The organism is Cetobacterium sp. (assembly GCF_977044495.1).
Genome location: NZ_CDRRQU010000001.1, coordinates 1 through 24,835, shown reverse-complemented (window position 1 = coordinate 24,835; position 24,835 = coordinate 1). Strand labels below are relative to the sequence as shown.

The following is a 24,835-nucleotide window of genomic DNA, read 5'->3' as shown; positions in this document are numbered from 1 at the left end:
GGAGTAGTTATTCTACTCCTTTAATTTTTATTTAAGATCTCGTCTAATATTTTATAGGTAGACTCAACAATTTCCTCGCAGCTGATGTTTGATTTTTTTAAGTCTATACAAAGCTCAGAGCCGAATTTATTTTTAATCTCTTTTAATAAGTCATTAGCTAAAAATCTGGCTTTATTTTCCTCTTGATAAGTTTCTCTACCTTCAAGGTAGCCAATGATAAGAACAGCTGCGTTGATAGCACCACAAAGGCTACCAATGGTAACACCAGTGCCCATACCACTACCCAAAGCAACAGGAATTTTAGTATTATTATTTTTATTAAATGAGTCAATAATAGATTCAGCACAGTTAAATTGACCTTTTACATAAGTTACTTTTTTATTCATAGAACACTCCTTCAATATAAGACTATCTAATTGATTATAGTACCGAAAAGCATTGGTGTCAATGATAAGTATAAATAAAATCAATTTGAAAAATGGTGAATAAAGGAGTACATTATTATAAGTTTATATCATAAAGGGGGAAGTTGTGATATTAAGAAAATATAGTTTGGTTATGGTTTCGATTTTTAGAGTTTTTACAGAAATTTTGTATGAAATTTTAAGAAAATTTTCAGTTTTATATTATTTGTTGTTTATATTTGGATTACTATTTTCAATGAGAAATAACAATATAAGCAAAGAGGGAGTTGTGATTTCTACAATTTTTTTGATTTTTACTTGGGGCTACTGTAGAATTTACAATAGGTTACATACTTTTTTGTATCGAATAGAACAAGAATTGAGCTAAGGAGAACTTTAGAGTTCTCCTTTTAAGTTTTAGTATGTATATGTAAAAGCTTTCTCTGTTAAAACTTTAATTTTAGAATAATCAATATCTTTATCATCTTTAGACGAGCATCCACCTGAAGAACATCCACCAGATGAACAACCAGTTTTGGATGAACATCCACTTGAAGAACAATTGTTACAAGAGTGTTCTTCTTCTCCTTTTTCATAGTCAGGGTTTCGTTTAAGAAAATCTTCGTAGCTTTCTAAATATCCCTGATCCGTTAGAGAGGTATATATTTTTTCAAGTTCGTTAGAATCGATACCCAAATTTTTCATAATGGCTCCATCACTATAGACCATTCCACTTTTTAAAAATTCTAAAACATTTTTTTCTATATTATTCATAAAAATTAATCACCTCATCTATTTGAATAGCTTATTTTAACACAAAAAAAAAGAATTGTTAATTTTTTTGCGAGCATGGTATAATGGAGTAAAAATCTATACTATTATTGTCGGAGGATTGATGGAAGAAAAAGTTTTTGAAACAAAAAGAGAAATGGTTGAGTATTCAATAAGAAGTACTTACAGAAAGAAAATATGGTCAAAATTTACAAAAGCAATAAAAGATTTTGCTTTGATAGAAAATGGAGATAAAATCGCTGTAGGTGTCTCTGGCGGAAAAGATAGTTTATTACTATCAAAACTATTTCAAGAGCTAAAAAGAGACAAAAGTAAAAATTTTGAAGTAGCATTTATATCAATGAATCCAGGATTTGGAGCATTAGATTTAGAACAATTCAAAGTTAATTTAGAAGAATTAGGAATTCCATGCAAAATATTTGATGCGAATGTTTGGGAAGTAGCTTTTGAAGCCTCTCCGGAAAGTCCTTGCTTTTTATGTGCAAAGATGAGAAGAGGAGTTCTTTATAGCAAAGTAGAGGAATTAGGATACAATAAATTGGCATTAGGGCATCATTTTGATGATTTAGTAGAAACAACATTAATAAATATGTTTTATGCAGGAACTACCAAAACAATGATTCCCAAAGTAAAATCAACAAGTGGAAGATTGGAGTTAATAAGACCATTAATTTATGTAAAAGAAAATGATATTATAAACTTTACCAAAAAAAATGAGATTGAGGCAATGGCGTGTGGATGTCCAATTGAATCTGGAAAAGTTGACTCAAAGAGAAAAGAGATTAAAAATCTTTTATCTACTTTGGAGAAAACAAATCCTCAGATAAAACAGAGTATATTTAATTCGATGAAAAATGTAAATTTAGATTATATATTAGGATATGTATCTGAAGGTAAAGAAGGAGAAAAAAGTGTTAAAGATAGATAGTATAAAAGAGTTGGACGGATATATATTTCAAGCTTTTGTTTTTGAGGTTCAAGAGAATAAAGTTTTAATTAATAATTCAAAAGATGAAATAAAAATAGAGATTACCTATACTGAAAACAGGGTACTTAAATTGATTGATAAGATTTATAGACAAACTGGTCTAAAAATAGTTTTAAATAGGCTAGATGATAGAGAGATTTTATCATTCATTCAAGATAAGGGATTTGAGAAAACACTATGGAGTCCAATAGGAAAAGCAATGCACGAATATAATATGATTGAAGATGGAGATAGAATTGCTGTTGGAATATCGGGTGGAAAGGATAGTTTGACAGTTTTAAATGCCCTAATAAGAATAAAAAAGATATCGGGAATAAATTTTGAATTGTTTCCAATCCATATTCATCCGGTTGAAGAGGGAGGAAAATATGGCGATATAAAAGAATATTGTAGGAAGTTAGGTGTGGAATTACAAGTGATAGAAACTACAATAGGTGAAAGTATTTTAACTAACGAAGAGTTGAAAAATCCATGTTTTATGTGTGCAAGAGTAAGAAGAGGGTTGTTATATAAAGAGATGAAAAAGCAAAATATAAATAAATTGGTTTTAGGTCATCATAAGGATGATATAGTAGAAACGTTTTTATTGAATGTTTTATATCAAGGAAACATGGGAGTAATGAAACCAGCTTATTATTCGGAGGAATATGGGTTAAAAGTAATTAGACCGTTAGCGTATGTGGAGGAAAAAGAAACGATTAGGTATGCAAAGAAATTGGGACTACCAATTTTACACAATGACTGTCCTTATGAAACAAGTGACAATTCAAAACGTTTAAAGATAAAGAAGATGATACAAGAGTTGTCTAAGGATAGTCCAAATATTAGAAGTGTAATGTTAAATAGTATAAAAGATCTATTTGTTTAAAGAAAACTTTGATTATTAAAGTTTTATTCTTGACAAATGTTATTTAGTGGAATATAATTCAAATATAAATAACAACAAATGTTAGGAGGTTTATTCTATGACACCATTAATTTTCGCAGAACAGAATAAAGAATTTGTTATAAAAGAGATAAAGGGAAGAGGTAAAGATAGAAATAGACTGACAGAAAAAGGATTTTGTATAGGAAATAAAATATGTTTATTAAGAGATGACCAAAGGAATTATATTGTAAAAACAAATGACACTAAATATGTTTTGAATTTTGGATTGGCAAATAAAATAATGATTGATAATGAATAGTACTAAATCACAGTTATCTACTGTGATTTAAATTTTTGAAATATATTTTGAAAATCAAAATATATTTATAACTAATGAGTTGGGAGGCTTGGAATGAAATTAACAGAGTTAAAAAGGGGCGAGTCAGCAAAAATCGTCAAAATTGGGAGAATTGGCGAGCTAAAAAAAAGGCTGGTCGATATGGGAGTTACAGCTGGAGAGATAATAAAACTTGAGAGAAATGCCCCTTTGGGAGATCCACAAGAATTTATTGTTAAATCAACAAATATCGCTATAAGAAAAAAAGATGCACAAAATATTGAAATAGAGATAGATGGATAGGAGATAAAGATGATAAAAATAGCATTTACAGGAAATCCGAATGTAGGGAAATCAGCATTAATAAACGCCATTGCAGGTTCAAATCTAAAAGTAGGAAACTGGGCGGGAGTTACAGTTGAAAAAAAAGAAGCGGAATTTGAATATAAGGGTGAAAAAATTCAGTGTATTGATTTGCCAGGAGTTTATAGTTTAAGTCCATATACATTAGAGGAAACTATAACTAGAGATTTTATAATTAATGAAAAACCAGATGTTATAATCAATATAGTTGATTCTACAAACTTAGAAAGAAATTTATATTTGACAATGTTACTGAAAGAGTTAGAAAAACCAATGATTATGGCTTTAAATTTCTATGATGAATTTGAGAAATTGAATTATAAATTAGATATTAAGAAGTTTGAAGAGTTGGTTGAAATGGATGTGATAATGACATCAGCGACAAAAAGAACAGGGATTCAAGAACTACTTGATAAAGCATTGATTATAGCAAAGTCACCTAAAAAAAATAAAAAATATACATTATTATTTGATAAGTGTATAGAAGATGCTATAGGTGAAGTTAAATGTAAAATAAAGTGTGATGAAAAATTACAAAAAGCTTCTAAAAAATTTGGGATTGATTTTTTAGCGATAAAATTATTAGAACAGGACAAGCATCTACTGGAAATTTTAAAATCTGAATATGATTACGAAGAAGATAGCAGTATATTAAAAATAACTAGACAGCTTGAAGATGATCATGATGAAGATATCGAAACTATATTTGCGGAAGGGAGATATGGAACGGTAAAAGGGATACTGGCAAAAACATTTACAACTTCTATAAAATCAAGACTTGATTTTACAGATAAAGTGGACAGAGTTTTACTGAATAGATATTTAGGATTACCTATATTTTTCTTAATAATAGTGGGATTAATGGGAACAGTATTCAATGGATCAGCTCCTTTAATCGATTGGATTGATGGATTCATAAATGATTATCTTGGAAAGTATGTAGGTATGTTAATAGATGATAGTACTCCAAATTGGCTAGCTTCATTGATTATGGACGGAATTTTAGGAGGGGTAGGAGGAGTTGTTGTGTTTGTTCCTCTTATGTTATATCTATATTTCTTCCTAGCGATATTAGAAGAAAGTGGATATATGTCTAGAGTGGCTTTTTTAATGGATAAAGTGATGACAAAATTAGGATTAAATGGAAAGGCATTTGTTCCGATGGTATTAGGTTTTGGATGTACAGTTCCAGCAATTTATGCTACAAGAACCTTAGAAGATGATTCTTCAAGAAGATTGACGGCTGCTATGGCACCATTCATGTCGTGTGGAGCTAGACTTCCAGTATATGGATTGTTTACAGCAGCATTTTTCGGAGCTAAAGCTGGAATGATTGTAATGACATTATATGTACTGGGAATTACTGTAGCAATTTTAGTTGGACTAATTTTGAAAAATTTTAAAATGTTTAGAGCTGAAGGAAGGGCGTTACTTATAGAGTTACCACCGTACAGAGTTCCAAGCTTAAGAGTAATTGTAAAATCAACGTTGACAAGGACAGGGTCATATCTGAAAAAGGCGACAACAGTGATAATGGGAATGCTGATGATATTGTGGGCTTTGACATATTTTCCAAACAATGGAGATACAGCAAACTCGTATATGGCTAAATTTGGAAAGACGTTCCAAGGGGTTTTAAAGCCAACAGGATTTGCTGATAGATGGGAAACGGTTGCAGCTATACTACCAAGTTTGGCAGCAAAAGAGATTGTGGTAGGATTTATGGCTCAAGTTTTAGTAGGAGATAAAGATACACAGGAAGTTGAAGAGGAAGCAGGACAGGAAACAACATTTATGGAGGATACACTTGATCAATTTGTTGGGTTGGGAGTAGCGATTAAAGACTCAATAGTTGGTGTTATAAGTCTAGATGTAAAAGCGCTATTTAGTGTACCTGATGAAGATGAAATTGAAGCAGAGGGAAGCGGAGTTGTAGCGGCAACAAAGATGTTATGGACGGATGATTTAGGTCCATTGAGAGCATATTCGTTTATGGTGTTTATATTGTTAGTGGTTCCTTGTGTTGTAACATTGGGAGCTATAAAGCAAGAGTTTGGATATAAATTTACAGGATTTATAATAGGAATGCTATTGGTAGTGCCATATATTATGTCGACAGTTGTATTCCAAATTGGAAAGTTATTTTTCTAACTTTTCTATTGAGGAGGTAAAAATGAAAACTTTAATTTTATTGGGAATAGTTGTAGTAATTGGAGGGGTGGCCCTAAGAAGTTTATATAAAATGCTCAAAGGTGAAGGCGGATGTAGTTGTTCAAAGGGAAAAAATGGGAATTGTAGTTTGAAGGATAAATGTAAACATTAATATTTAGAATGAAAAAGAGGAGTCGCTTAACTCCTCTTTTTATTTTTTTACTCGTCATCCTTTAGCCAATGAACTTTTTCAGTTGAATCATCCGGTTCAATATCAACGCTCATCATATTATAAATAAAATCATCTAGAGGACAAACCAGAACAGCCATAATTACATTATCAGGAAGTCCTAACCTAAAACTTTTTAACTTTTTTAAAAGTAAATCTACTTTAGAGCCTGAAACAATAAGATGGAAAACTGCTTCCGAGCCTGGCCAAACATGGTTATTTAAGTGTCTAATTCCATACTCCCAGCTACCCTCTAGTTTAGATTGAATGGTGTAATAATGAAAGCCAATTGAATGTAAAAATGTTTGTAAATTATTTTTTTGAGAGTCGTTAATGTATATGACTACTCTTTTTGTATTTTTTCTATCAACAACCATAAAAGACCGCCTCCTATAAAATTATGTTAATATTTTAATACTACATTTTCTAAAAAAAATCAATACATTAATATAGTAACAGTTCTTACAGAATGAGAACATGTAAAAAAATAACCCATAACTAATAAATAAAAATTTAAAAAAAGTACACATTTTTATAAATCTATGTTATAATCTAATGAATGAATATAAATAATTTAAGGAAGTGAATATGGAAAAAATATTAACATTTAGAGATTTAGGTTTAACTGAAAAAACTTTAAAACCTCTAGAAAAAAAAGGTTTTGAACAGCCAAGTCCAATACAGGCTTTAACTATACCAGCATTGTTAAACGGAGATAAAGACATAATCGGTCAAGCACAAACAGGAACAGGAAAAACTGCGGCATTCTCTTTACCAATTCTTGAAAAAATAGAGAATAGTACAGGATATATACAGGCAATAATATTAGCACCAACAAGAGAGTTGGCAGTACAAGTAGCAGAAGAGATGAACTCGTTGGCTCATGGAAGAAAATTAAAAATAATCCCTGTTTATGGAGGACAATCATTAGAGCAACAAAAAAGGCAACTTAATAAGGGTGTTGATATTGTTGTTGGAACTCCGGGAAGAGTAATGGATTTGATGAATAGACAGGTTTTAAAGCTTAATAATATTGACTATTTTATACTGGATGAAGCTGATGAAATGTTGAATATGGGATTCGTTGAAGATATTGAGCAGATTTTAACTGAAACTAACGAAGATAAAAGAATGCTATTTTTTTCTGCAACTATGCCAGCAGAGATTTTAAAAATAGCAAAATCTCATATGAGAGAGCATGAAGTGTTAGCAGTTAAGAAAAAAGAGTTGACAACAAATCTGACAGAACAAATTTACTTTGAAGTAAAAGAGAAAGATAAATTTGAAGCTTTATGTAGAATAATTGATATTGAATTAGATTTTTATGGAATTGTATTCTGTAGAACTAAAAATGATGTAAATGAACTTGTAGGGAAATTACAAGATAGAGGTTATGATGTTGAGGGTCTACATGGAGATATTAGTCAAAATCATAGAGAAGTTACTTTAAGAAGATTTAAAAATAAAAATCTAAATATCCTTATTGCAACAGATGTAGCGGCAAGAGGAATAGACGTAAATGATCTAACTCATGTAATAAATTATGCAATTCCTCAAGAAGCAGAAAGTTATGTGCACAGAATAGGAAGAACTGGAAGAGCTGGAAAGCAGGGTACAGCAATAACTTTTATAACTCCATCTGAGTATAGAAAGTTACTTCAAATTCAAAGAATAACAAAGACGGAAATTAAAAAAGAGCAAGTTCCGGGAGTAAAGGATGTAATACTAGCTAAGAAAACTAGATTATTTGATAGCGTTAAAAGTATTATAGCTGATGGAGATGCGGAGTCGTATTACGATATGGCAAGAGAGTTACTAACTCAAGAAACAACACCGATTGAAGTTATAGCAGCGATATTAAAGAATTTCTATGATGAGGAGCTAGAGGAAGCGAACTACTCTGATATAGAGAGTGTTTCACTTGATAAAACAGGAAAAACAAGATTATTTATAGCTCTTGGTAAGAAAGATAAAATGACACCTAGAAAATTGGTCGATTTAATATCTAAAAAAACTAAAGTTCATGAGTCAAAACTAAAAGGTGTAGAAGTGTATGAGAATTTTTCATTTGTTTCTGTTCCATTCGTTGAAGCTGAAACTATAATTGATATCTTTCAAAAAGATAGAAAAGGAAAGAAACCTTTGATAGAGAAAGCAAAGCAATCAAGAAAGTAATTGAATAAAAATAGTAAAGCTGTAACTAGGGAAACCAAAGTACAGCTTTTTTCAACATAAAAATAGGAGAGTGTTATGAAGAAGAAAATATTAGTATTATTATTTTTGATATTGGCAATACCAGTAGCCCTTTTTAAAATCTATTCAATAAAAATAGAAGAAAAAAGAGATTATAACATTCAAGTTAATCTGAAGCAAGGCACAAGTTTAAGTAGTGTTTTTAACAAGTTGGGTATTGATAAATCAATAATTTTTAAAATTTTTTTAAAATATGAAAAAAATTCAGGAAAAAGTATTAAGGCTGGTTTCTATGAATTTAGTGGAAAATACTCATATAAAGATATATTACAAATGATGGAAGAGGGAAAGGTTAAATATACTATTTTGACAATTCCAGAGGGATATTCAATAAAAGAGATAGGTAAGTTACTTCAGGACAAAGGGATAGGAACGGAAGAGGGGCTTAAAAAAGCTCTACAAAATATAAAAGATTTTCCATATTTAACACCAAATGGAAATTATGAAGGATATTTATACCCTGAGACCTATTATCTTTCTGTGGATACAAATGAAAATGAGATAGTAAGAGCAATGACGGGGGAGTTTTTAAAAAAATTTCCTCCAGAAAAATATCCTGATAAGAAAAAATTTTATGAACAGCTAATTATGGCATCAATTATTGAAAGAGAAGCTCAGTTAAAAGATGAAAAACCTCTAATGGCGTCAGTTTTTTACAATCGTATAAAAAAGGGAATGAATTTAGGTTCGGATGCAACGGTAAATTATGTATACGATTATAGTAAAAGAAGAATGTACTACAAGGATTTAAAAATAGATTCACCATATAATACATATCTGTATAAAGGGTTACCTCCAAGCCCTATATCCAATCCAGATTATAACTCTGTTATGGCAGCCATAAATCCTGCTAAAACAGATTATCTATTTTTTGTAGTAACTGGGAATGGAAGACATACATTTACAAAAACATATAAAGAACACTTAGAAGTTCAAAAAAAGTGATTAAGCAGTTAGGAGAGAATATAAAGATGAACAAAATAGTTTTAGTTGGAATAAATAGCCAATTTATTCATACAAATTTAGCAATTAGATATTTAAAAAATTATGTAGAAAAATATAGCAGTTTAAATATAGAGTTATACGAAAGTAATATAAATAATCATATTCAAAGTATAATAGCAGATCTCTTTAGATTAAAAGCGAGTCATTATATTTTTTCAACATATATTTGGAACAAAGAGTATGTATTCACTATTATAAAAGAATTAAAAAAGATAATGCCAGATATAACGATAACACTTGGTGGACCAGAAGTTAGTTATAATGCAAAAGAATCTCTAATAGAAAATAGAGCTATTGATTTTATTTTAGTGGGAGAGGGAGAGAAAGTAATTTTAAATTTTTTAACAAATGAAAATAAAAGTCAAAAAGGGGTGGCTTTTTTAAAAGAGGATGAGTTTATATATTCGGGAGATGAATCTCCAATAGAAAATTTAGACATTATACCATTTCCATATAGTGATGAAGAGTTAAAAGAAAATATAAAAACATTATATTATGAATCAAGTAGAGGATGTCCTTTTAGTTGTTCATATTGTTTGTCCTCGATAGATAAAGGCGTAAGATACCTATCTTTAGAGCGAGTAAAGAGTGATTTGCGAAGATTTTTAGATTCTGGAGTTGAGCTAGTAAAATTTGTGGATAGAACCTATAACCTAAAGAAAGATAGATATTTAGGAATATGGGAGTATTTGTTAGAAAATTATAGGGAAGGAGTGACATTTCATTTTGAAATAAATGCTAATATTTTTGATGATGAAATTATAGATTTTTTAAAAAAAGTACCAGAGGGATACTTTCAATTTGAAATAGGGGTTCAAAGTATTAATAAAGAGACAATGAATAGTATAAATAGAAGAAATTTGCTGGAAAGATTGAAGAATAACATCAAAGCGATATCCAAAAATATACATTTGCATGTGGATTTAATAGCTGGATTGCCATATGATACATATGAAACTTTTAAAGATTCATTTGATTATGTATATAATCTAGATGCTGAGATGATACAGCTAGGTTTTTTAAAAGTTTTAAGTGGAACAAAAATAGCGAGAGAGATAGAAAAATATAAATATAAGTATATGGAATTTCCTCCATATGAAGTACTTTCAAATTGTTTTATAGAATATGATGAATTAATAAAATTAAAAAATATAGAGAAAATGTTGGATTATTACTATAATTCTGAAAAATTTAAGTATTCAGTAAAATATATAATAAAAAATTATTATAAAAGACCATTTGATTTTTTTGAAGATATATCAAAATATTATGATGAAAATAATCTTCTAGGAGTTGGTCATAAGATAGTAGCTATTTTTAATCATCTAGTTAAATTCTTTGATGAGAAAAATTTTCAAGGAAAAAATATTTTTATAGAGTATTTAAAATTAGATTACCTACTTTTAGGAAAACCGGGAGTATATCCAGAGTGGTTCATTTCCAATAAAAATAAAGAAAAATATAACAAAATAATTGTTGAGAAAAGTTTTGCTTCCTCTAGAGAGGGATATAAAAAAACAGAATTTGAAAAATTTAATTATGATGTACTAAATAATAAAAATAAAGAGATTGAAATTTTTTTTAATTATTCAAATAAAAAAGTTGTTTTTGAAGTTTTTAACTAAAAAATAAGAGGTAAAAAGAGTTTTAAAAAGAGTCTCTATATGGTATAATTCTATAAAATACTGTTTTAAAGGATAAAATAATGTTAAAAAAAATTTTAAAAAAAATAAAAGATGAAAAATTAGTAAGAGAAGGCGATAAAATAGTTCTTGGTTTTTCAGGTGGACCAGATTCAGTATTTTTATTAGAAGCTCTAAATTATGCGAAAAAAGAGATAAAATTTGAAATTGTTTTAGCACATATAAATCATCTATTAAGAGGAGAAAACTCAGACACAGATGAAAAATTTAGTATTGAGTATGCGGAAAAGCTAAATATACCAATTTTTGTAAAAAGAGTTTCAATAGAGAAGGTTGCTAGGGAAAAGAATATAGGATTAGAAGAGGCTGGGAGATTTGTTAGATATGAGTTTTTTAAAGAGATATTAACGAATATTTCAGGAAATAAGATAGCAATAGCTCACAATTTAGATGATCAAATCGAAACATTTCTATTTAGACTTATTAGAGGTTCATCTTTGGAAGGTTTAGAAGGAATCCAAAATAGAGAAAATATTATTAGACCAATTAATGAAATCTATAAAAGCGCTATTTTAGATTTTTTAGATAAAAATAAAATTAACTATAGGGTAGATGAAACAAATTTTGAAAATGATTTTACCAGAAATAGCATAAGATTGGATTTAATACCTTTGATCGAAAAGAGATATAACATTAATTTTAAGGATAAAATTTTTAATTTAATTTCAGAGATTAAAGAGGTAAATAGTATATTAAAAGTCGATTTAAAAAAATATGAAGTGTCAAAAGAGAATAGGTGCTGTTTGAATATAGAGTTAATTAATTTAGAAGAGAAATATATTCAAAGAAAGATAATTAATGAATATTTAAAAAAATATAATTTAGAAGGTTCAAGAGAAAAAATAGGAAACATTATAAATTTGTTGAATAGTAATGGCAGTAAAGTAATCAAATTAGAAAAAGGGTTTATACTGCAAAAACAATATAAATATATTTGGATAGAGAAAGAAAAAAAAGATAAGTTGGAAAAAATTAGTAGTGTACTTATGAAAGAAATACCGTTTAAAACTGTGTTTAATAATTATATTGTAGAAGCTATAGAAGACAATAGAAGCTTTGGAAAAAATGAATTTTTAACAAATTTAAAAATAGGTGACACTATAGAAATTAGAATGAGAAAGGATGGGGATAGAATAAAACCTTTAGGAATGAAATCGTATAAAAAATTGAAAGATATTTTTATAAATGAAAAAATTCCAAAAGATATAAGGGGAGAGATACCATTAGTAGTGAAGGACAGTGAAATTGTTTGGGCTTCGGGCGTAAAAAAGAGTGAAAGTTTTAAGGGTGAAGAAAATAAAAAGGGAATTAAGCTAATCATAAGGAGGCAAGATGAAGAATAGAGAAGATAATGAAAAAATGGCATTGTATAACTTCATTGAAGAGGAGCCAAAAAAAGATGGAAGCGATGATGATGAAGCTGATAAAGACAATGACAAAAAATCGGATGAGGAAAAGCAAAAAGAAGAGCTGGAAGAAAGAAAAAGAAAAATAAAAGAAAAACTAAAAGAGGGCATAGATAAAGGAAAACAGGATAAAGATTCAAATGATCCAAGAGAATTGGGTGGTAAGTTCAATTTAAAGGGATTTGTAATGTTGCTGTTCATAGTGACGATAATTCTATCACTTCCAACAATGTTTTCTAAATCAGATACAACAAATGTGAAAGTCGTAAGTTATACGGATTTTTTACAAGACGTTAAAGATAGTAAAATAGTTAGAGTGGATGAAAGAGAAGGATATATATATGGATATACCGCTGATAAAGATGCATCTGCTATAAAGGCTAGGATGATTACTGATAGGCTAGGAGGAGATTTACAGCTAGTTGATTTGATAGAGAGTAAAAATATTCAAATTCAGTCTTTACCACCGCAGGAACTGCCATTCTTATTAAATATGTTGGTATCTTGGTTCCCAATGTTATTGTTGATTGGAATTTGGATTTTCATGCTTAATAAAATGAATAAAGGAAGCAGTGGAGGACCACAAATTTTTAATATGGGGAAATCTAAGGCTAAAGAAAATGGAGAGAATGTGTCCCAGATTACTTTTGCGGATGTAGCAGGTATAGACGAAGCAAAAGTCGAATTAGAAGAGGTTGTTCAGTTTTTAAAAGAACCTGATAAATTTAAAAATTTAGGAGCTAAAATTCCAAAGGGAGTTTTATTATTGGGTGCTCCGGGAACAGGAAAAACACTTTTAGCTAAAGCTGTAGCTGGTGAAGCAGGAGTTCCATTCTTCAACATGTCAGGATCAGAGTTCGTAGAGATGTTTGTAGGAGTTGGAGCTTCAAGAGTTAGAGATTTATTTTCTAAGGCTAGAAAAAATTCTCCATGTATAATTTTTATAGATGAAATTGATGCAGTGGGTAGAAAAAGAGGAAGTGGTCAAGGTGGCGGAAATGATGAAAGGGAACAAACACTTAACCAACTTCTAGTAGAAATGGATGGTTTTGGAACTGATGAAACAATAATTGTTTTAGCAGCAACAAATAGACCTGAAATTTTAGATAAAGCTTTGATGAGACCGGGAAGATTTGATAGACAAGTAGTCGTTGATAGACCAGATATAAAGGGTAGAGAAGCTATTTTAAGAGTGCATTCAAGAAATAAAAAGTTTGCGTCTGATGTGGACTTTGATGTAATAGCTAGAAAAACACCTGGATTTGTAGGGGCAGATATTGCGAATATGCTAAATGAAGCTGCAATATTAGCCGCAAGAGCTGGAAGAGATGAGATAAATATGTCAGATTTAGAAGAAGCTTCGGAAAAAGTAACAATAGGACCGGAGAGAAAATCGAGAATGGCAGTTCAAAAAGAGAGAATAATAGTTGCATATCATGAGGTAGGTCACGCTATGACTCAAAGATTATCACCACATACAGAACCAGTTCATAAGGTTACAATAATTCCAAGAGGAATGGCAGCTCTTGGATATACAATGACACTTCCAACAGAGGATCGATATTTAAAATCTAAAAATGAATTTTTATCTGAACTTGTAACTCTTTTAGGAGGAAGAGCATCTGAAGAGGTAGTCTTTGGTGATATAACAACAGGTGCTAGCAATGATATAGAAAGAGCTACAGGTCTAGCTCATGCCATGGTAACTAAATATGGTATGAGTGATAAATTTGGACCAATAATGTTAGATGCTACTCGTGATGGCGATATGTTCCAGCAAAAGCTCTATGGTGAAACAACATCAAAAGAGATTGACGATGAAATAAGAAGATTGGTAATGACTGCATATGATAGAGCTAAAGAGATTCTAACTGAAAATAGAGAGACATTAGAGAATATAACTCAAGCATTATTAAGACTGGAGACTATAACAGGTGAAGAGTTGGATGAGATGCTCAAAGGAAAGACTGTTGAGAGATTAGAAGAGGAAAAGAGAATCGAAGAGAAATTAGCTGATTTAAAGGAAGAAGAAAATAAATTGAGAGAAGAATTAAAACAAAAAGCTTCTCAATCAGTTTTAGAAGAACAAAAGGATAGTCAGCCCCAAAATTAGGCTTTACTAAAATAATATATTATGTTATAATAACAATAATCTATGCTAGGATTTACGATTAAGCCCCGTAAACCTTGGCTTAGATATTAAATATTCAGGAGGACATAAAATGGCTATAAACAAAGCAGAAATCATCAATGCTTACGGAAAAGATGCAAAGGATACAGGATCTACAGAGGTTCAAATTGCTATCTTAACTGCACAAATCAACCACTTAACTAATCACTTAAGAACTCACAAGAAGGATTTTCACTCAAGATTAGGTCTATTAAAAATGGTTGGAAAGAGAAAGAGACTTTTAAGCTACTTGATGAGCAAAGATATCGAAGGATATAGAGCTCTTATTGCTAAATTAGGAATCAGAAAGTAATAATAAAACGAGGAAGCTTTCCTCGTTTTTTTTATAGCTGGAGAAAAGGAAAGGGTATATGAAAAAATTTTTTGTATTATTTTTGATAATGTTTTCTGTGGGGATATTCTCTCAAGACTTAAATTACTCTGATAGAGAGGAGCAAGAGGAATATGTAAAAGGTAAAATTTTATATTTAGAAAATATAAAAAAAAGTGGATACAATGAACAAGATGGAATAAAAGAGATTGAGGAATATAGAGTAAAAATTTTGGAGGGAGAAGATAAAGGAAAGGAAGTTTTAATTCAGTCTCCAATTTATTTAGAAAAAGCATATAATATTTTTATAAGAGAGAATCAGGATGTAGTACTGTATAAAGAGATTGGAGATTCCAATAATGATACATACTATATAGTGGATATAGATAAAAGAGACTCCATATTTTTTATTGTAGGGATATTTATTTTATTGACAGTTGTAATAGCAAAATATAAAGGGGTAAAAGCTATTATATCTTTAATAATTGTAGTAGGAATAATATATAATATTTTTTTGCCACTGATATCAAAGGGGTATTCACCTATTTTGGCTTCGACAGGATGTGCGCTACTATGTTCAATAGTTACAATATTTTTAACTACAGGATTTTCACAAAAAGGATTGGTTGCTATATTGGGAGCTGTTATAGGAGTGATAATAGCTGGAATAGTGTCAATGTATTTTTCATATAAAATGGCTATGACAGGGTTTGTCTCGGTAGAAGCATTAAATTACTCAGCACTGCTTCAAGGCATAAAAATTAGAGAGATAATATCTGCTGGAGTTATATTAGGAAGTATGGGAGCGGTCATGGATGTGTCCATGTCGATAGCATCTGCTCTTACGGAGTTGAAAAATAGAAACAGAGACATAGTAAAAAAAGATCTCTTTGAATCTGGGATGCGAATAGGAGAGGATATTATAGGGACAATGGTGAACACGTTGATATTGGCATATATAGGTAGTGGAATATTATCAACATTGTTTATATATTTACAGAAAGAAGAGTTTCCCTTAATCAGAATTTTAAACTTTGAATCGGTAGCAGCTGATATTGTAAGAGCTTTTGCAGGAAGTATAGGAATTTTAGTTGCAGTGCCAATAACTTCATATTTATCATGTACTATATTTACAAAAAAATAGCTGAATTTCAGCTATTTTTTATTGTTCTGTAGGAACAAAATGATTTACCACGTTTTCCCACAGATTTTCTTTTTTTAGAATATACTCTATAAATTCTCTAACAGCCCCATTACCTCCAGTTTTAGTTGAAATAAAATCGGAGATATTAAGAATCTCTTTAACGGAATCTTTAGGAGCACCAGTTAGTTTACATTTTTTCATAACTGCTAAATCAATTAAGTCGTCACCCATGTAAGCGACATTTTCATAAGAAATAGAATACTTCTTCAATATTGAATCAAGAGTTTCTATTTTGTTTTTAATTCCTTGGTGAATTTCCTTTATTCCAAGTTCTTGGCAACGTTTAGTGACTATTTGTGAAGTTTTTCCTGTTATAATAGCAATCTGCTTACCCTGAGAGATTGCCTGAGTTATACCCAGACCATCTTTAACATTAAAAGCCTTCATTTCATCACCAAAGTTTGATATATAAAGTTTTCCATCAGTAAGAGTTCCATCAACATCTAAAACAATAAGTTTAATCATAAATCCTCCTTACAATAAAAATAAAACTGGGGATATCCCCAGTTTTATCTTAATAGCATGATTATAAAGCGTTAACTTTTGCAGCTAATCTAGCTTTTCTTCTAGATGCTGTATTTTTTTTCATAACTCCCTTGCTTACAGCTTTATCTAACTCTTTATAAGCTACTGATAAAGCAGCATTTGCAGCTTCAACCTCTTTAGTTTCTACTGCTACTAAAACTTTTTTAAGCATTGTTTTTACTCTAGATTTTACAGCTTGATTTCTCTCCCTGTTTCTCTCTGCTACTAAAACTCTCTTTTTTGCTGATTTTGAATGTGCCAAATCAAAAACCTCCCTTAATTTTAAATAAAATTTTCATAGCATAATAACATAAATAATGATTTATGTCAATATGAATATCGTACTCAGTATTAGTATTTTAATTTGACAGGTAAGCATAAAAAGAGACACAATATTTACAATGGACCTAAAACATTTTAACATATTTATCAGAAAAAAAGAAGATAAATAAAAAAATAATTTATATTTTTTCAAAAAAAGAGTATTATATTGTAGTGAGAATATAAGAGATAAAGAAAGGATAAGAATGAATATAGAAGAAAAAATATCTTTAGATGCTAGGGAGAAAATGAGGCTAGAGATAAATAAAGTCGATGGAAACGAAGTATTTTTCAGAGGGATTCCGAATGAAGAAGGAGTAGTGACAGAAGTCGAAGTATTAGCTAGAGGTAATAAGTACTCAGTACCGGCTATATTAAAAGCAATGAGAAAAGGTGAAGTGATTATTCACAATCATCCATCAGGGCACTTATATCCATCTGATCCAGATGTAGAAATTGCTGCTATATATTCGAATAAATTAGATGGTGGATCCTACATAGTAGATAATGATGTATCGAATATATATATTATAGTTGAATTGGTTCAAAAGAAAAATATAAAGATAGATATAAAACCTTATTTTGAAAAAAAGGGACTCTTGGCGAATGTATTTAAAGAGTTTGAATATAGAAATGAACAGTTAGAGATGGCTGAAGTTATTGAAAGAGGTTTAAATACAGAAACAAAAGTAATTGTTGAAGCAGGTACAGGTACAGGAAAAACACTAGGTTATTTAATTCCTGCGATAGAGTGGAGTATTAAGAATAAAAAAAGAGTTGTAATCAGTACCAATACAATAAACTTACAGGAGCAACTTTTAAATAAAGATATTCCAATAGCTAAAAAAGTTATTCAAGGAGACTTCAATTATGTTTTAGTTAAGGGAAGAGGAAATTATTTATGTAATAGGAAGTTACATAACGTAGCTACAGGCGATATTGTTGATTTTGAAGAATATAGTCAAAGTCAAAAATCCCAATTTAAAGAGGTAGTAAAATGGGGAGGGAAAACAGAAACGGGAGATAAAGCTGAACTTCCATTTGAAGTAGATTATTCGATTTGGGAGCATTTTCAAAGTGAAAGTGATATGTGTGCCGGAAACAAATGTGCCTTCAAATCAGAGTGTTATTTTTTAAAGGCAAGGGACGAAAAAAAGAAAGCGGATATTTTAATCACTAATCATCATATGTATTTTTCTGATTTAGCAATAAGAAAGGAGATTGGATTTAATACAGAGTATTCAATTTTACCAGAGTATGAATTAGCTGTTTTTGATGAGGCTCATAATGTAGAAAAAGTTGCAAGAGATTATTTTTCATATGAAATTTCTAAATATGGTTTTACTAAGACTATGAATCAAATCTATACAATGGAAAAAAATAAAAAAAGAGGTACAGGAAGTTTAGATATCTTCATAAACTATTTGAAAAACTGTGATTATGAAGGAAAAAAAGGAATTGAGTCAGATTTAGAGAATGATATAAAGTTAAGGCATAGGAATCTATTTAACTCAGGAAGAGCGTATTTTAATTTTATAATTGAGGTTTTTTCTAGGGGACAGATGAGCAGTGTGACTTATAGACTAAAAAAGAATGAGTTTGAGAAAGCTATTTTTTATAATCAATTGGATAATTTAAAAGATGAGTTTATCGTTGATTTATCATCTTATTTAAAGAAGGTTAGAACAATTTTGGGAAAAATTAAAGATATAGAGGATAAAGAGGGTTATATAAGTGATTTTTCTAGATACATAGACAGATTAGATAGCTTTTTTGAAAATCTAAAATTTATAAATTTATTAGATGATGATAAATTTATATATTGGGTCGAAGTGAATGGAAAAAAGAGTAATTCCAAATTAGTTGCTACACCTTTAAAAATAGATGGAGAGTTGGATAAGAACTTGTATATAAATTTAAAACAGATGATTTTTACATCTGCAACAATAGCAATAGGAGAGGATTTTTCTTATTTTAAAGAAAGCATTGGACTAAAGGAAAAAACTTTGGAGAAAGTTATACACTCTCCATTTGATTATAATAATCAAATGACAGTATATTTACCTAAAGATTTATTAAATCCAAGTGATCCTAAATTTATTGACAGTATCAAAGATTTTTTAAAAAATTTGGTATTGAAAACTTCGGGAAAATGTTTTATACTATTTACCTCATACACTACCCTAAATTATATGTATTATATGATAAAAGATGAGTTAGAAGATGCAGGCTTGAATCTCTTAATTCAGGGACAGGCACCGAGAACTCAACTTGTAAATTTATACAAGAATATAAAAAATCCTGTTTTATTTGGGACAGATTCATTTTGGGAAGGTGTAGATATAAAAGGAGAACAATTGAGTTCGGTGGTTTTAATAAAATTGCCATTTAAGGTTCCAAGTGATCCAGTGACAGAGGCAATAATTGAAAATATAACACAACAAAATAAAAATGCTTTTGTAGAGTATCAAATTCCAGAATCTGTGATTAAATTTAAGCAAGGAATTGGAAGGCTGATTAGAAGTAAAAATGATAAAGGGATTGTTACAATATTAGACAATAGAGTAATAACGAAAAGTTATGGAAAATATTTTAAAGATGCTATTCCTACTAAAAATATAAAGATATTAAGTAAAGAAGAGATTTTAAAAGATATTTCTAAAACCCAAAAGGAGTAACCAATATGAAGAAAATTGAGCTATTTGGTCTAAGTTTAACTTTTAAGATTAATAAGAAAAATGCGGACGATGCTGAATTGTACACTAAGGATTATCACTTAAGAGAAAAGATTTTTTATCTAATTTTAATGATAATGGTAATAGTTATTAGTTCAAAAAGTGGCTATATAATTAACAGACAAAAATATGATGTAGGTGATGTTGCAATAAATGATATTTATTCACCTAAAAGTATTCTTTTTAATGATAGAGATAAGAAACAGGATATTATAAAAAATCTTATGGAAAATTCTAAAAAAGAATATATATATGTACCTCAGGCGGGAACAGTCTATATATCAGGAGCAGAGTATCTTTTTGATGAGATTTTAAAGAAAAATTTCATAAAAAATAAATTATATTTAGATAGAGTTGAGGATATAATAGGTAAACAGTTACCTCCGAAATTAATAGCGGAGTTAACACAACTAAATAAAAAAGAGTTGCTAGAAACAAAAGAAAGAGTTATTGGTTTTTTAACAAAAGCGTATGCAACAGGAATTATAAGAGAAAAAGGAAGTTTAACAATATCACCTCCAAATGATGAATTATTTTTAGAGCTTCCGGAATTTGATAAAAAAATTGTGGAAAATTTTTTAACTGCAAATTATATATATGATGAAACAAAGACTAAGAACTCTATCGCTGAAAAGATACTACAAATAGATGATCAGATTTTAGATATAAAGGCAGGAACTTTACTTGTTAAAAAAGGGGATATAATAACTGAAAGTAGAGCTAAACTCTTAGAAGCTGTTGGAATTTATTCTTATAACAGAGGGCTAGGTTTTTCAGTGGCAAATTTTTTGTATGTAATTATTTTAACAGTTATCTTTTATCCACTGTTAGTAAATAAATTTAAAAAAAATATATTGAATAAAAGTATCTATAGAAGCTTATTTTTAATATATACGATAAGTTTTTTAGTTTATAGATTTACAAAACCTGACCATATATATTTTGTTCCATTTGACACAATGTATTTTTTAATGGTCATACTTTTTGCTAAAGATTTTGCCTTTTTAGCGGCAGTGATGGCAATGACTTATTTATTTCCTATTATCGGTTATGACCCTGTATTTGTTATCGTAACTTTTTTAGTTTGTTTAATGGGATCCTATTTAATAGAAAAGGTGACAACAAGACAGGAGTTAATAGCTTTAGGAATGAAGTTAGCAGTAACTAAATTCTTCCTATATCTATTACTGACTTATTTTATAGGAAGAGAGCAAAACTTAGTTGTATTACAAAGTGGGGAGATAGTTATTTCAGGTTTACTTTCAGGAATGTTGGCTATAGCCGCTTTACCATATTTTGAGAGAACATTTAACATCTTAACAACATTTAGACTTTTAGAACTGGGAGATTTATCCCATCCTTTACTTAAACTGTTATCTATGAAAGCACCAGGAACATTCCATCATTCAATGATGGTTGCAACATTGTCTGAAGCAGCGGCAGAGGCAATTGGTGCAAATGCTATCTTTGCTAGAGTAGCGTCATATTATCATGATATAGGAAAGATGAAAAGACCTAAGTTTTACGTAGAAAACCAAGAGGGAGGAGAAAATCCGCACTCAAAAATTTCTCCATTTTTAAGTACTTTAATAATAACATCTCATACCAAGGATGGAAATGAGTTGGGAAGAGAGTATAAAATTCCAAGAGAGATTAGGGATGTTATGTTTGAACATCAGGGGACAACAATGTTAGCATATTTTTATAACAAGGCAAAGCAATTGGATCCAACTGTGATAGAGGAGGATTTTAAATATGGAGGTCCTATTCCAAGAAGTAAAGAGTCAGCTATAATTATGTTAGCGGATTCTATAGAAGCGGCTGTAAGGTCATTAGACGAAAAAACTCCAATAACGATAGAAAATATGTTAAGAAAGATAATTAATTCAAAAATAGAGGACAATCAATTATCCGAAGCAGCGTTGACATTTAAAGAGATAGAGATAATTATTAAAACGTTTACAAAGGTTTTAATGAGTATTCATCATGTAAGAATAAAATATCCAGGACAAAAATAAAAAAGGAGTTGGCATGGAAGTAGTATTAGATTTTTCTTTAGAAATAGAAGGGTATAATGAGCTTATAAATGAGGAAGAGGTAAAAGAATATATCTACGAGGTATTAAATGATGAATTTGATTCTGAGAAGCCTGTGTATATATCTGTGGCACTAGTTGGAAATGAGGAGATTCAAAGAATAAATAGAGAGTTTAGAGAAAAAGATCGCCCCACAGATGTGATATCTTTTGCATATCATGAAACGGATGATTATATGATTGGTCCATATGATACATTAGGAGATATAGTGATATCTTTAGAAAGAGTTGAAGAACAGTGTAATGAGTATAATCACTCATTTAGAAGAGAGTTTTTTTATGTTTTAACACATGGAATATTACATCTATTAGGATATGATCATATAGAAGACGAGGATAAAAAAGAGATGAGAGCCAGAGAAGAAGAGATTTTAGGGAGATTTGGTCATACGAGAGATTAAGGAGGAGCTGATGAAGCGAAAGGGAAGTAAGCAAGACATAACACAAAGTTTTAACGTAGCAATAGAAGGAATAATAGAGACTATTAGGACAGAAAGAAATATGAAATTTCATGCATTTTGTACAATATTAGTTTTGATGATCTCAATTTTTCTAGGTGTTAGTAGAATGGAGTTAATTGTGTTATCAATCAGTATGTCCCTTGTTTTAGCAACAGAACTTTTAAATACAGCTATAGAAAGTTTTGTAGATTTAGTTTCACCAGAATATAATATTTTAGCTAAGAGAGCTAAAGATGTTGGTGCAGGTGCTGTATTTATAGCAGCCAGTAATGCTTTAATAGTAGGATATTTGGTTTTTCATAAAAGAATAGCGGGTGAGTTTGCTAATTTTTTTGATTTATTAAAGGAGTCTTATGCAAATGTTATCATCTTTATAACTATATTTATAGTGATACTGGTAATAGCGATTAAAAGTATTTTTAAGAAGGGGACTCCTTTAAGAGGAGGAATTCCTAGTGGACATAGTGCTCTTGGTGGAGCACTTTTTATGGGAATATTCTTTCTGACACACAATGTCAGAGTATTTTATCTTTCTTTATTTCTTTTAATTTTAGTTTTACAATCAAGGGTAGAGGGGAAGATACACACAGTTTTGGAAACCATAATAGGTGCGGCAATAGGAATGGGTGTTACATATCTTTTTTTATCCCTATTAAAAGTTTAAAATATTAGGAGGTGTATGTAATGCAAAGAGCTAAAGATTATCTATTGCTTAGTGTACTCTCTTACTGTAATTTTTCTCAAGAGGATTATAAAAAAAATTTAGATCAAATTTATAGAGAGAATAACTCATTAAAGCTAGATAGCAATGGATTTTATTTTTCAAATTCAAGTACTAGACATTTATTTTATGATTTTTTTAAAGACATTCTTCAAAATTGGGAGATATTTTATGTAGAAAGCAAAAGAGCTTCCGATTTAGAAAGGGACTCAACAGGGTTTTATAGTGTAGTGTTCAGAAATATTAAATACGACAAGTATGTAATATCCTATAGAGGAAGTGAAAAATATCCTATAGAGGATGCCTATAAAGATTTTATAGAAAATGATTTGAAAATAGGATTAGGTGTAAAACCGGTACAATTTTATAATGGATTGGAAGTATTTAATAAAATTTATGATGAGTTTAAGATTTCTAAAGAAAAAATATCTATAACGGGTCATTCTTTAGGTGGTGGAATTGCTCAATTTGTAAGTATTATGGTTGATAAGGAGAGAGGATTTATACCATATACGTGCACTTGGAATGCTGTAGGAATAAATAGAGACGGAATTATAAATCTTCTAGATTTTTTCAATTATGACAAAATTTTAGATAAGCTTAATTTGGATGATATTGAAAAACAGTATTTTGTTGAATTTAAGAATGAGTACTTATCATTTTTCTTAAAGGAACTAAAAAAAGGGAAGGTAATAAAGGATAGTAATACTCTATTAATAGAGAGCAATATTGAGATATCACCTCAAATAGATGAGGGGTTTATAAAAAATTTTGTAAAAAGCACAAGATTTGAAAATTTACTGAGTAAACTATCAAATGATACAAAAAATACTCTATTAGACAATAATAGAGTTTTTAATGCCTTGTTTAAAGTGGATAATTTAGCTAATGAGCTTTTTCAAGCAGATTATTTTATCAGAAAAATTAAAGCAAATAAGGCGTATGAAGAAAATATAGTTAATTTTTGCCACTCAGAAGATTTGACAGTTTCCCTTTTTCCACATGTTGGAGCTGTTTACCAAGTTGATAAAAGTTTTTTAAAGAAAGAGGTAAGAAAGAAGACGATTTTTTCTAGTTTTTTATTTTTTACAAAATCAGTTCAAGATTATCATTATCAAGATATATTTCTACCTTTTCTTGAAGTTGATGGTGAGAGATGTGGAATGTTTAGCAAAAATTTATCGATTGCTTATCTAGGAACAATTGTAAGAAAAGTGCTGACATTCGAATATTGTGTTGAAAGAGAACTGCTGGCTGATTACTATAGTTTAATTGTAATAACAGATATAAATTATAAAAAGATAAAATCTCAAATTTTAAATGCAATAAAGAAATGTGGAGAGGATATTTTATACAAATCTCAAGCATATAACCAGATAAAGGATATGGATCAAGAAACTTTTTCGAAAGTTTGGGAAAATTTGAAAATAAAGCTTCCTAGTCCATATAGAATACAGGATATATACGATTTAATATTATTTTAAAAGGGTGTGAATTTTCATGCCCTTTTATAATTAGAAACATTAGCAAAAAAATAAATTTTATTAAAAATAAACTTTTAATAGGTTGAAAAAAGATTAAAAAATAAAAAAGTTATATTTTATTTTTTTTAAAAGTATATTTAGAAAAAATAACAATAGATAAATTTTTTTTTAAAATTTATTTATTAAAAAATCAAAATACTTAAAATAAAAGATACTGTTTTTATTTAGATGAAGTAAAAATTATTAAAAATATATATTATAAAAAATAACCAAAAATCAGTTTATTTTT

General features: G+C 29.4%; 24 protein-coding genes. 19 read left to right on the top strand and 5 right to left on the bottom strand.

Annotation, left to right across the window (positions count from 1 at the left end):
- Positions 1 to 20: 20 nt before the first annotated feature.
- A complete protein-coding gene (locus tag ACWI69_RS00120) occupies positions 21 to 386 on the bottom strand; it encodes a C-GCAxxG-C-C family (seleno)protein (RefSeq protein WP_448819837.1) in 366 nt (121 codons plus the stop codon).
- Positions 387 to 531: 145 nt separating this feature from the next.
- Here ACWI69_RS00120 and ACWI69_RS00115 point away from each other — a divergent pair, with 145 nt between their 5' ends.
- Positions 532 to 792, top strand: a complete 261-nt coding sequence (locus tag ACWI69_RS00115; protein ID WP_448819836.1) for a hypothetical protein — start codon at positions 532 to 534, stop codon at positions 790 to 792.
- Positions 793 to 821: 29 nt separating this feature from the next.
- Here the strand turns inward: ACWI69_RS00115 and ACWI69_RS00110 are convergent, their stop codons facing one another.
- Complete coding sequence (locus tag ACWI69_RS00110; RefSeq protein ID WP_448819835.1) at positions 822 to 1,178, bottom strand: hypothetical protein; 357 nt, start codon at positions 1,176 to 1,178, stop codon at positions 822 to 824.
- 121 nt (positions 1,179 to 1,299) lie between these two features.
- Between ACWI69_RS00110 and ACWI69_RS00105 the strand changes: the two genes are divergently transcribed.
- The 6 genes from ACWI69_RS00105 to ACWI69_RS00080 all read left to right on the top strand — a co-directional run bounded on the left by ACWI69_RS00105 (position 1,300) and on the right by ACWI69_RS00080 (position 6,075).
- Positions 1,300 to 2,124, top strand: a complete 825-nt coding sequence (locus ACWI69_RS00105; RefSeq protein ID WP_448819834.1) for an ATP-binding protein — start codon at positions 1,300 to 1,302, stop codon at positions 2,122 to 2,124.
- Positions 2,108 to 3,052, top strand: coding sequence for a tRNA 2-thiocytidine biosynthesis TtcA family protein (locus ACWI69_RS00100; RefSeq protein WP_448819833.1), 945 nt, complete (start codon positions 2,108 to 2,110; stop codon positions 3,050 to 3,052). The genes ACWI69_RS00105 and ACWI69_RS00100 overlap by 17 nt, the downstream gene beginning before the upstream one ends.
- Positions 3,053 to 3,149: 97 nt before the next feature.
- Positions 3,150 to 3,371, top strand: coding sequence for a FeoA family protein (locus ACWI69_RS00095; protein ID WP_448819832.1), 222 nt, complete (start codon positions 3,150 to 3,152; stop codon positions 3,369 to 3,371).
- A gap of 93 nt (positions 3,372 to 3,464) precedes the next feature.
- Positions 3,465 to 3,692 (top strand): FeoA family protein, encoded by a 228-nt coding sequence (locus ACWI69_RS00090; RefSeq protein WP_448819831.1) that lies wholly within the window; start codon positions 3,465 to 3,467, stop codon positions 3,690 to 3,692.
- Positions 3,693 to 3,701: 9 nt separating this feature from the next.
- A complete protein-coding gene (gene feoB / locus ACWI69_RS00085) occupies positions 3,702 to 5,903 on the top strand; it encodes a ferrous iron transport protein B (RefSeq protein WP_448819830.1) in 2,202 nt (733 codons plus the stop codon).
- Between the two features lie 22 nt (positions 5,904 to 5,925).
- The gene (locus ACWI69_RS00080; RefSeq protein WP_448819829.1) at positions 5,926 to 6,075 is read left to right on the top strand and encodes a FeoB-associated Cys-rich membrane protein; all 150 of its coding nucleotides are present in this window, start codon (positions 5,926 to 5,928) and stop codon (positions 6,073 to 6,075) included.
- Positions 6,076 to 6,122: 47 nt separating this feature from the next.
- On the opposite strand, the gene ACWI69_RS00075 is transcribed toward ACWI69_RS00080, so the two are convergent.
- Positions 6,123 to 6,509, bottom strand: coding sequence for a PG0541 family transporter-associated protein (locus ACWI69_RS00075; protein WP_448819828.1), 387 nt, complete (start codon positions 6,507 to 6,509; stop codon positions 6,123 to 6,125).
- A gap of 211 nt (positions 6,510 to 6,720) precedes the next feature.
- On the opposite strand from ACWI69_RS00075, the gene ACWI69_RS00070 reads away from it, so the two are divergent.
- The 7 genes from ACWI69_RS00070 (at position 6,721) to ACWI69_RS00040 (ending at position 16,144) form a co-directional block, all read left to right on the top strand.
- Complete coding sequence (locus tag ACWI69_RS00070) at positions 6,721 to 8,307, top strand: DEAD/DEAH box helicase (protein WP_448819827.1); 1,587 nt, start codon at positions 6,721 to 6,723, stop codon at positions 8,305 to 8,307.
- A 75-nt stretch (positions 8,308 to 8,382) separates the two neighbouring features.
- Positions 8,383 to 9,330, top strand: a complete 948-nt coding sequence (mltG, locus tag ACWI69_RS00065; RefSeq protein ID WP_448819826.1) for an endolytic transglycosylase MltG — start codon at positions 8,383 to 8,385, stop codon at positions 9,328 to 9,330.
- Positions 9,331 to 9,356: 26 nt separating this feature from the next.
- Entirely contained in the window at positions 9,357 to 11,015 is a 1,659-nt protein-coding gene (locus tag ACWI69_RS00060; RefSeq protein WP_448819825.1) for a B12-binding domain-containing radical SAM protein, read from the top strand.
- Between the two features lie 80 nt (positions 11,016 to 11,095).
- A complete protein-coding gene (gene tilS / locus ACWI69_RS00055) occupies positions 11,096 to 12,436 on the top strand; it encodes a tRNA lysidine(34) synthetase TilS (protein WP_448819824.1) in 1,341 nt (446 codons plus the stop codon).
- Positions 12,426 to 14,612 (top strand): ATP-dependent zinc metalloprotease FtsH, encoded by a 2,187-nt coding sequence (ftsH, locus tag ACWI69_RS00050; protein WP_448819823.1) that lies wholly within the window; start codon positions 12,426 to 12,428, stop codon positions 14,610 to 14,612. The genes tilS and ftsH overlap by 11 nt, the downstream gene beginning before the upstream one ends.
- A gap of 109 nt (positions 14,613 to 14,721) precedes the next feature.
- Positions 14,722 to 14,982, top strand: a complete 261-nt coding sequence (gene rpsO, locus ACWI69_RS00045; protein WP_448819822.1) for a 30S ribosomal protein S15 — start codon at positions 14,722 to 14,724, stop codon at positions 14,980 to 14,982.
- A gap of 58 nt (positions 14,983 to 15,040) precedes the next feature.
- Positions 15,041 to 16,144 (top strand): YibE/F family protein, encoded by a 1,104-nt coding sequence (locus ACWI69_RS00040; RefSeq protein ID WP_448819821.1) that lies wholly within the window; start codon positions 15,041 to 15,043, stop codon positions 16,142 to 16,144.
- Between the two features lie 18 nt (positions 16,145 to 16,162).
- On the opposite strand, the gene ACWI69_RS00035 is transcribed toward ACWI69_RS00040, so the two are convergent.
- Positions 16,163 to 16,669, bottom strand: coding sequence for a KdsC family phosphatase (locus tag ACWI69_RS00035; protein WP_448819820.1), 507 nt, complete (start codon positions 16,667 to 16,669; stop codon positions 16,163 to 16,165).
- Positions 16,670 to 16,730: 61 nt separating this feature from the next.
- The gene (rpsT, locus tag ACWI69_RS00030) at positions 16,731 to 16,991 is read right to left on the bottom strand and encodes a 30S ribosomal protein S20 (protein WP_448819819.1); all 261 of its coding nucleotides are present in this window, start codon (positions 16,989 to 16,991) and stop codon (positions 16,731 to 16,733) included.
- Positions 16,992 to 17,256: 265 nt separating this feature from the next.
- On the opposite strand from rpsT, the gene ACWI69_RS00025 reads away from it, so the two are divergent.
- From ACWI69_RS00025 to ACWI69_RS00005, 5 genes are read left to right on the top strand one after another with little or no spacing between them, the layout of a single operon-like run.
- Complete coding sequence (locus ACWI69_RS00025; protein WP_448819818.1) at positions 17,257 to 19,728, top strand: helicase C-terminal domain-containing protein; 2,472 nt, start codon at positions 17,257 to 17,259, stop codon at positions 19,726 to 19,728.
- Between the two features lie 5 nt (positions 19,729 to 19,733).
- The gene (locus ACWI69_RS00020; RefSeq protein ID WP_448819817.1) at positions 19,734 to 21,803 is read left to right on the top strand and encodes an HD family phosphohydrolase; all 2,070 of its coding nucleotides are present in this window, start codon (positions 19,734 to 19,736) and stop codon (positions 21,801 to 21,803) included.
- Positions 21,804 to 21,816: 13 nt separating this feature from the next.
- The gene (ybeY, locus tag ACWI69_RS00015; RefSeq protein WP_448819816.1) at positions 21,817 to 22,281 is read left to right on the top strand and encodes an rRNA maturation RNase YbeY; all 465 of its coding nucleotides are present in this window, start codon (positions 21,817 to 21,819) and stop codon (positions 22,279 to 22,281) included.
- 10 nt (positions 22,282 to 22,291) lie between these two features.
- Entirely contained in the window at positions 22,292 to 23,005 is a 714-nt protein-coding gene (locus tag ACWI69_RS00010) for a diacylglycerol kinase (protein WP_448819815.1), read from the top strand.
- 20 nt (positions 23,006 to 23,025) lie between these two features.
- Entirely contained in the window at positions 23,026 to 24,546 is a 1,521-nt protein-coding gene (locus tag ACWI69_RS00005) for a hypothetical protein (RefSeq protein WP_448819814.1), read from the top strand.
- Positions 24,547 to 24,835: the final 289 nt, after the last annotated feature.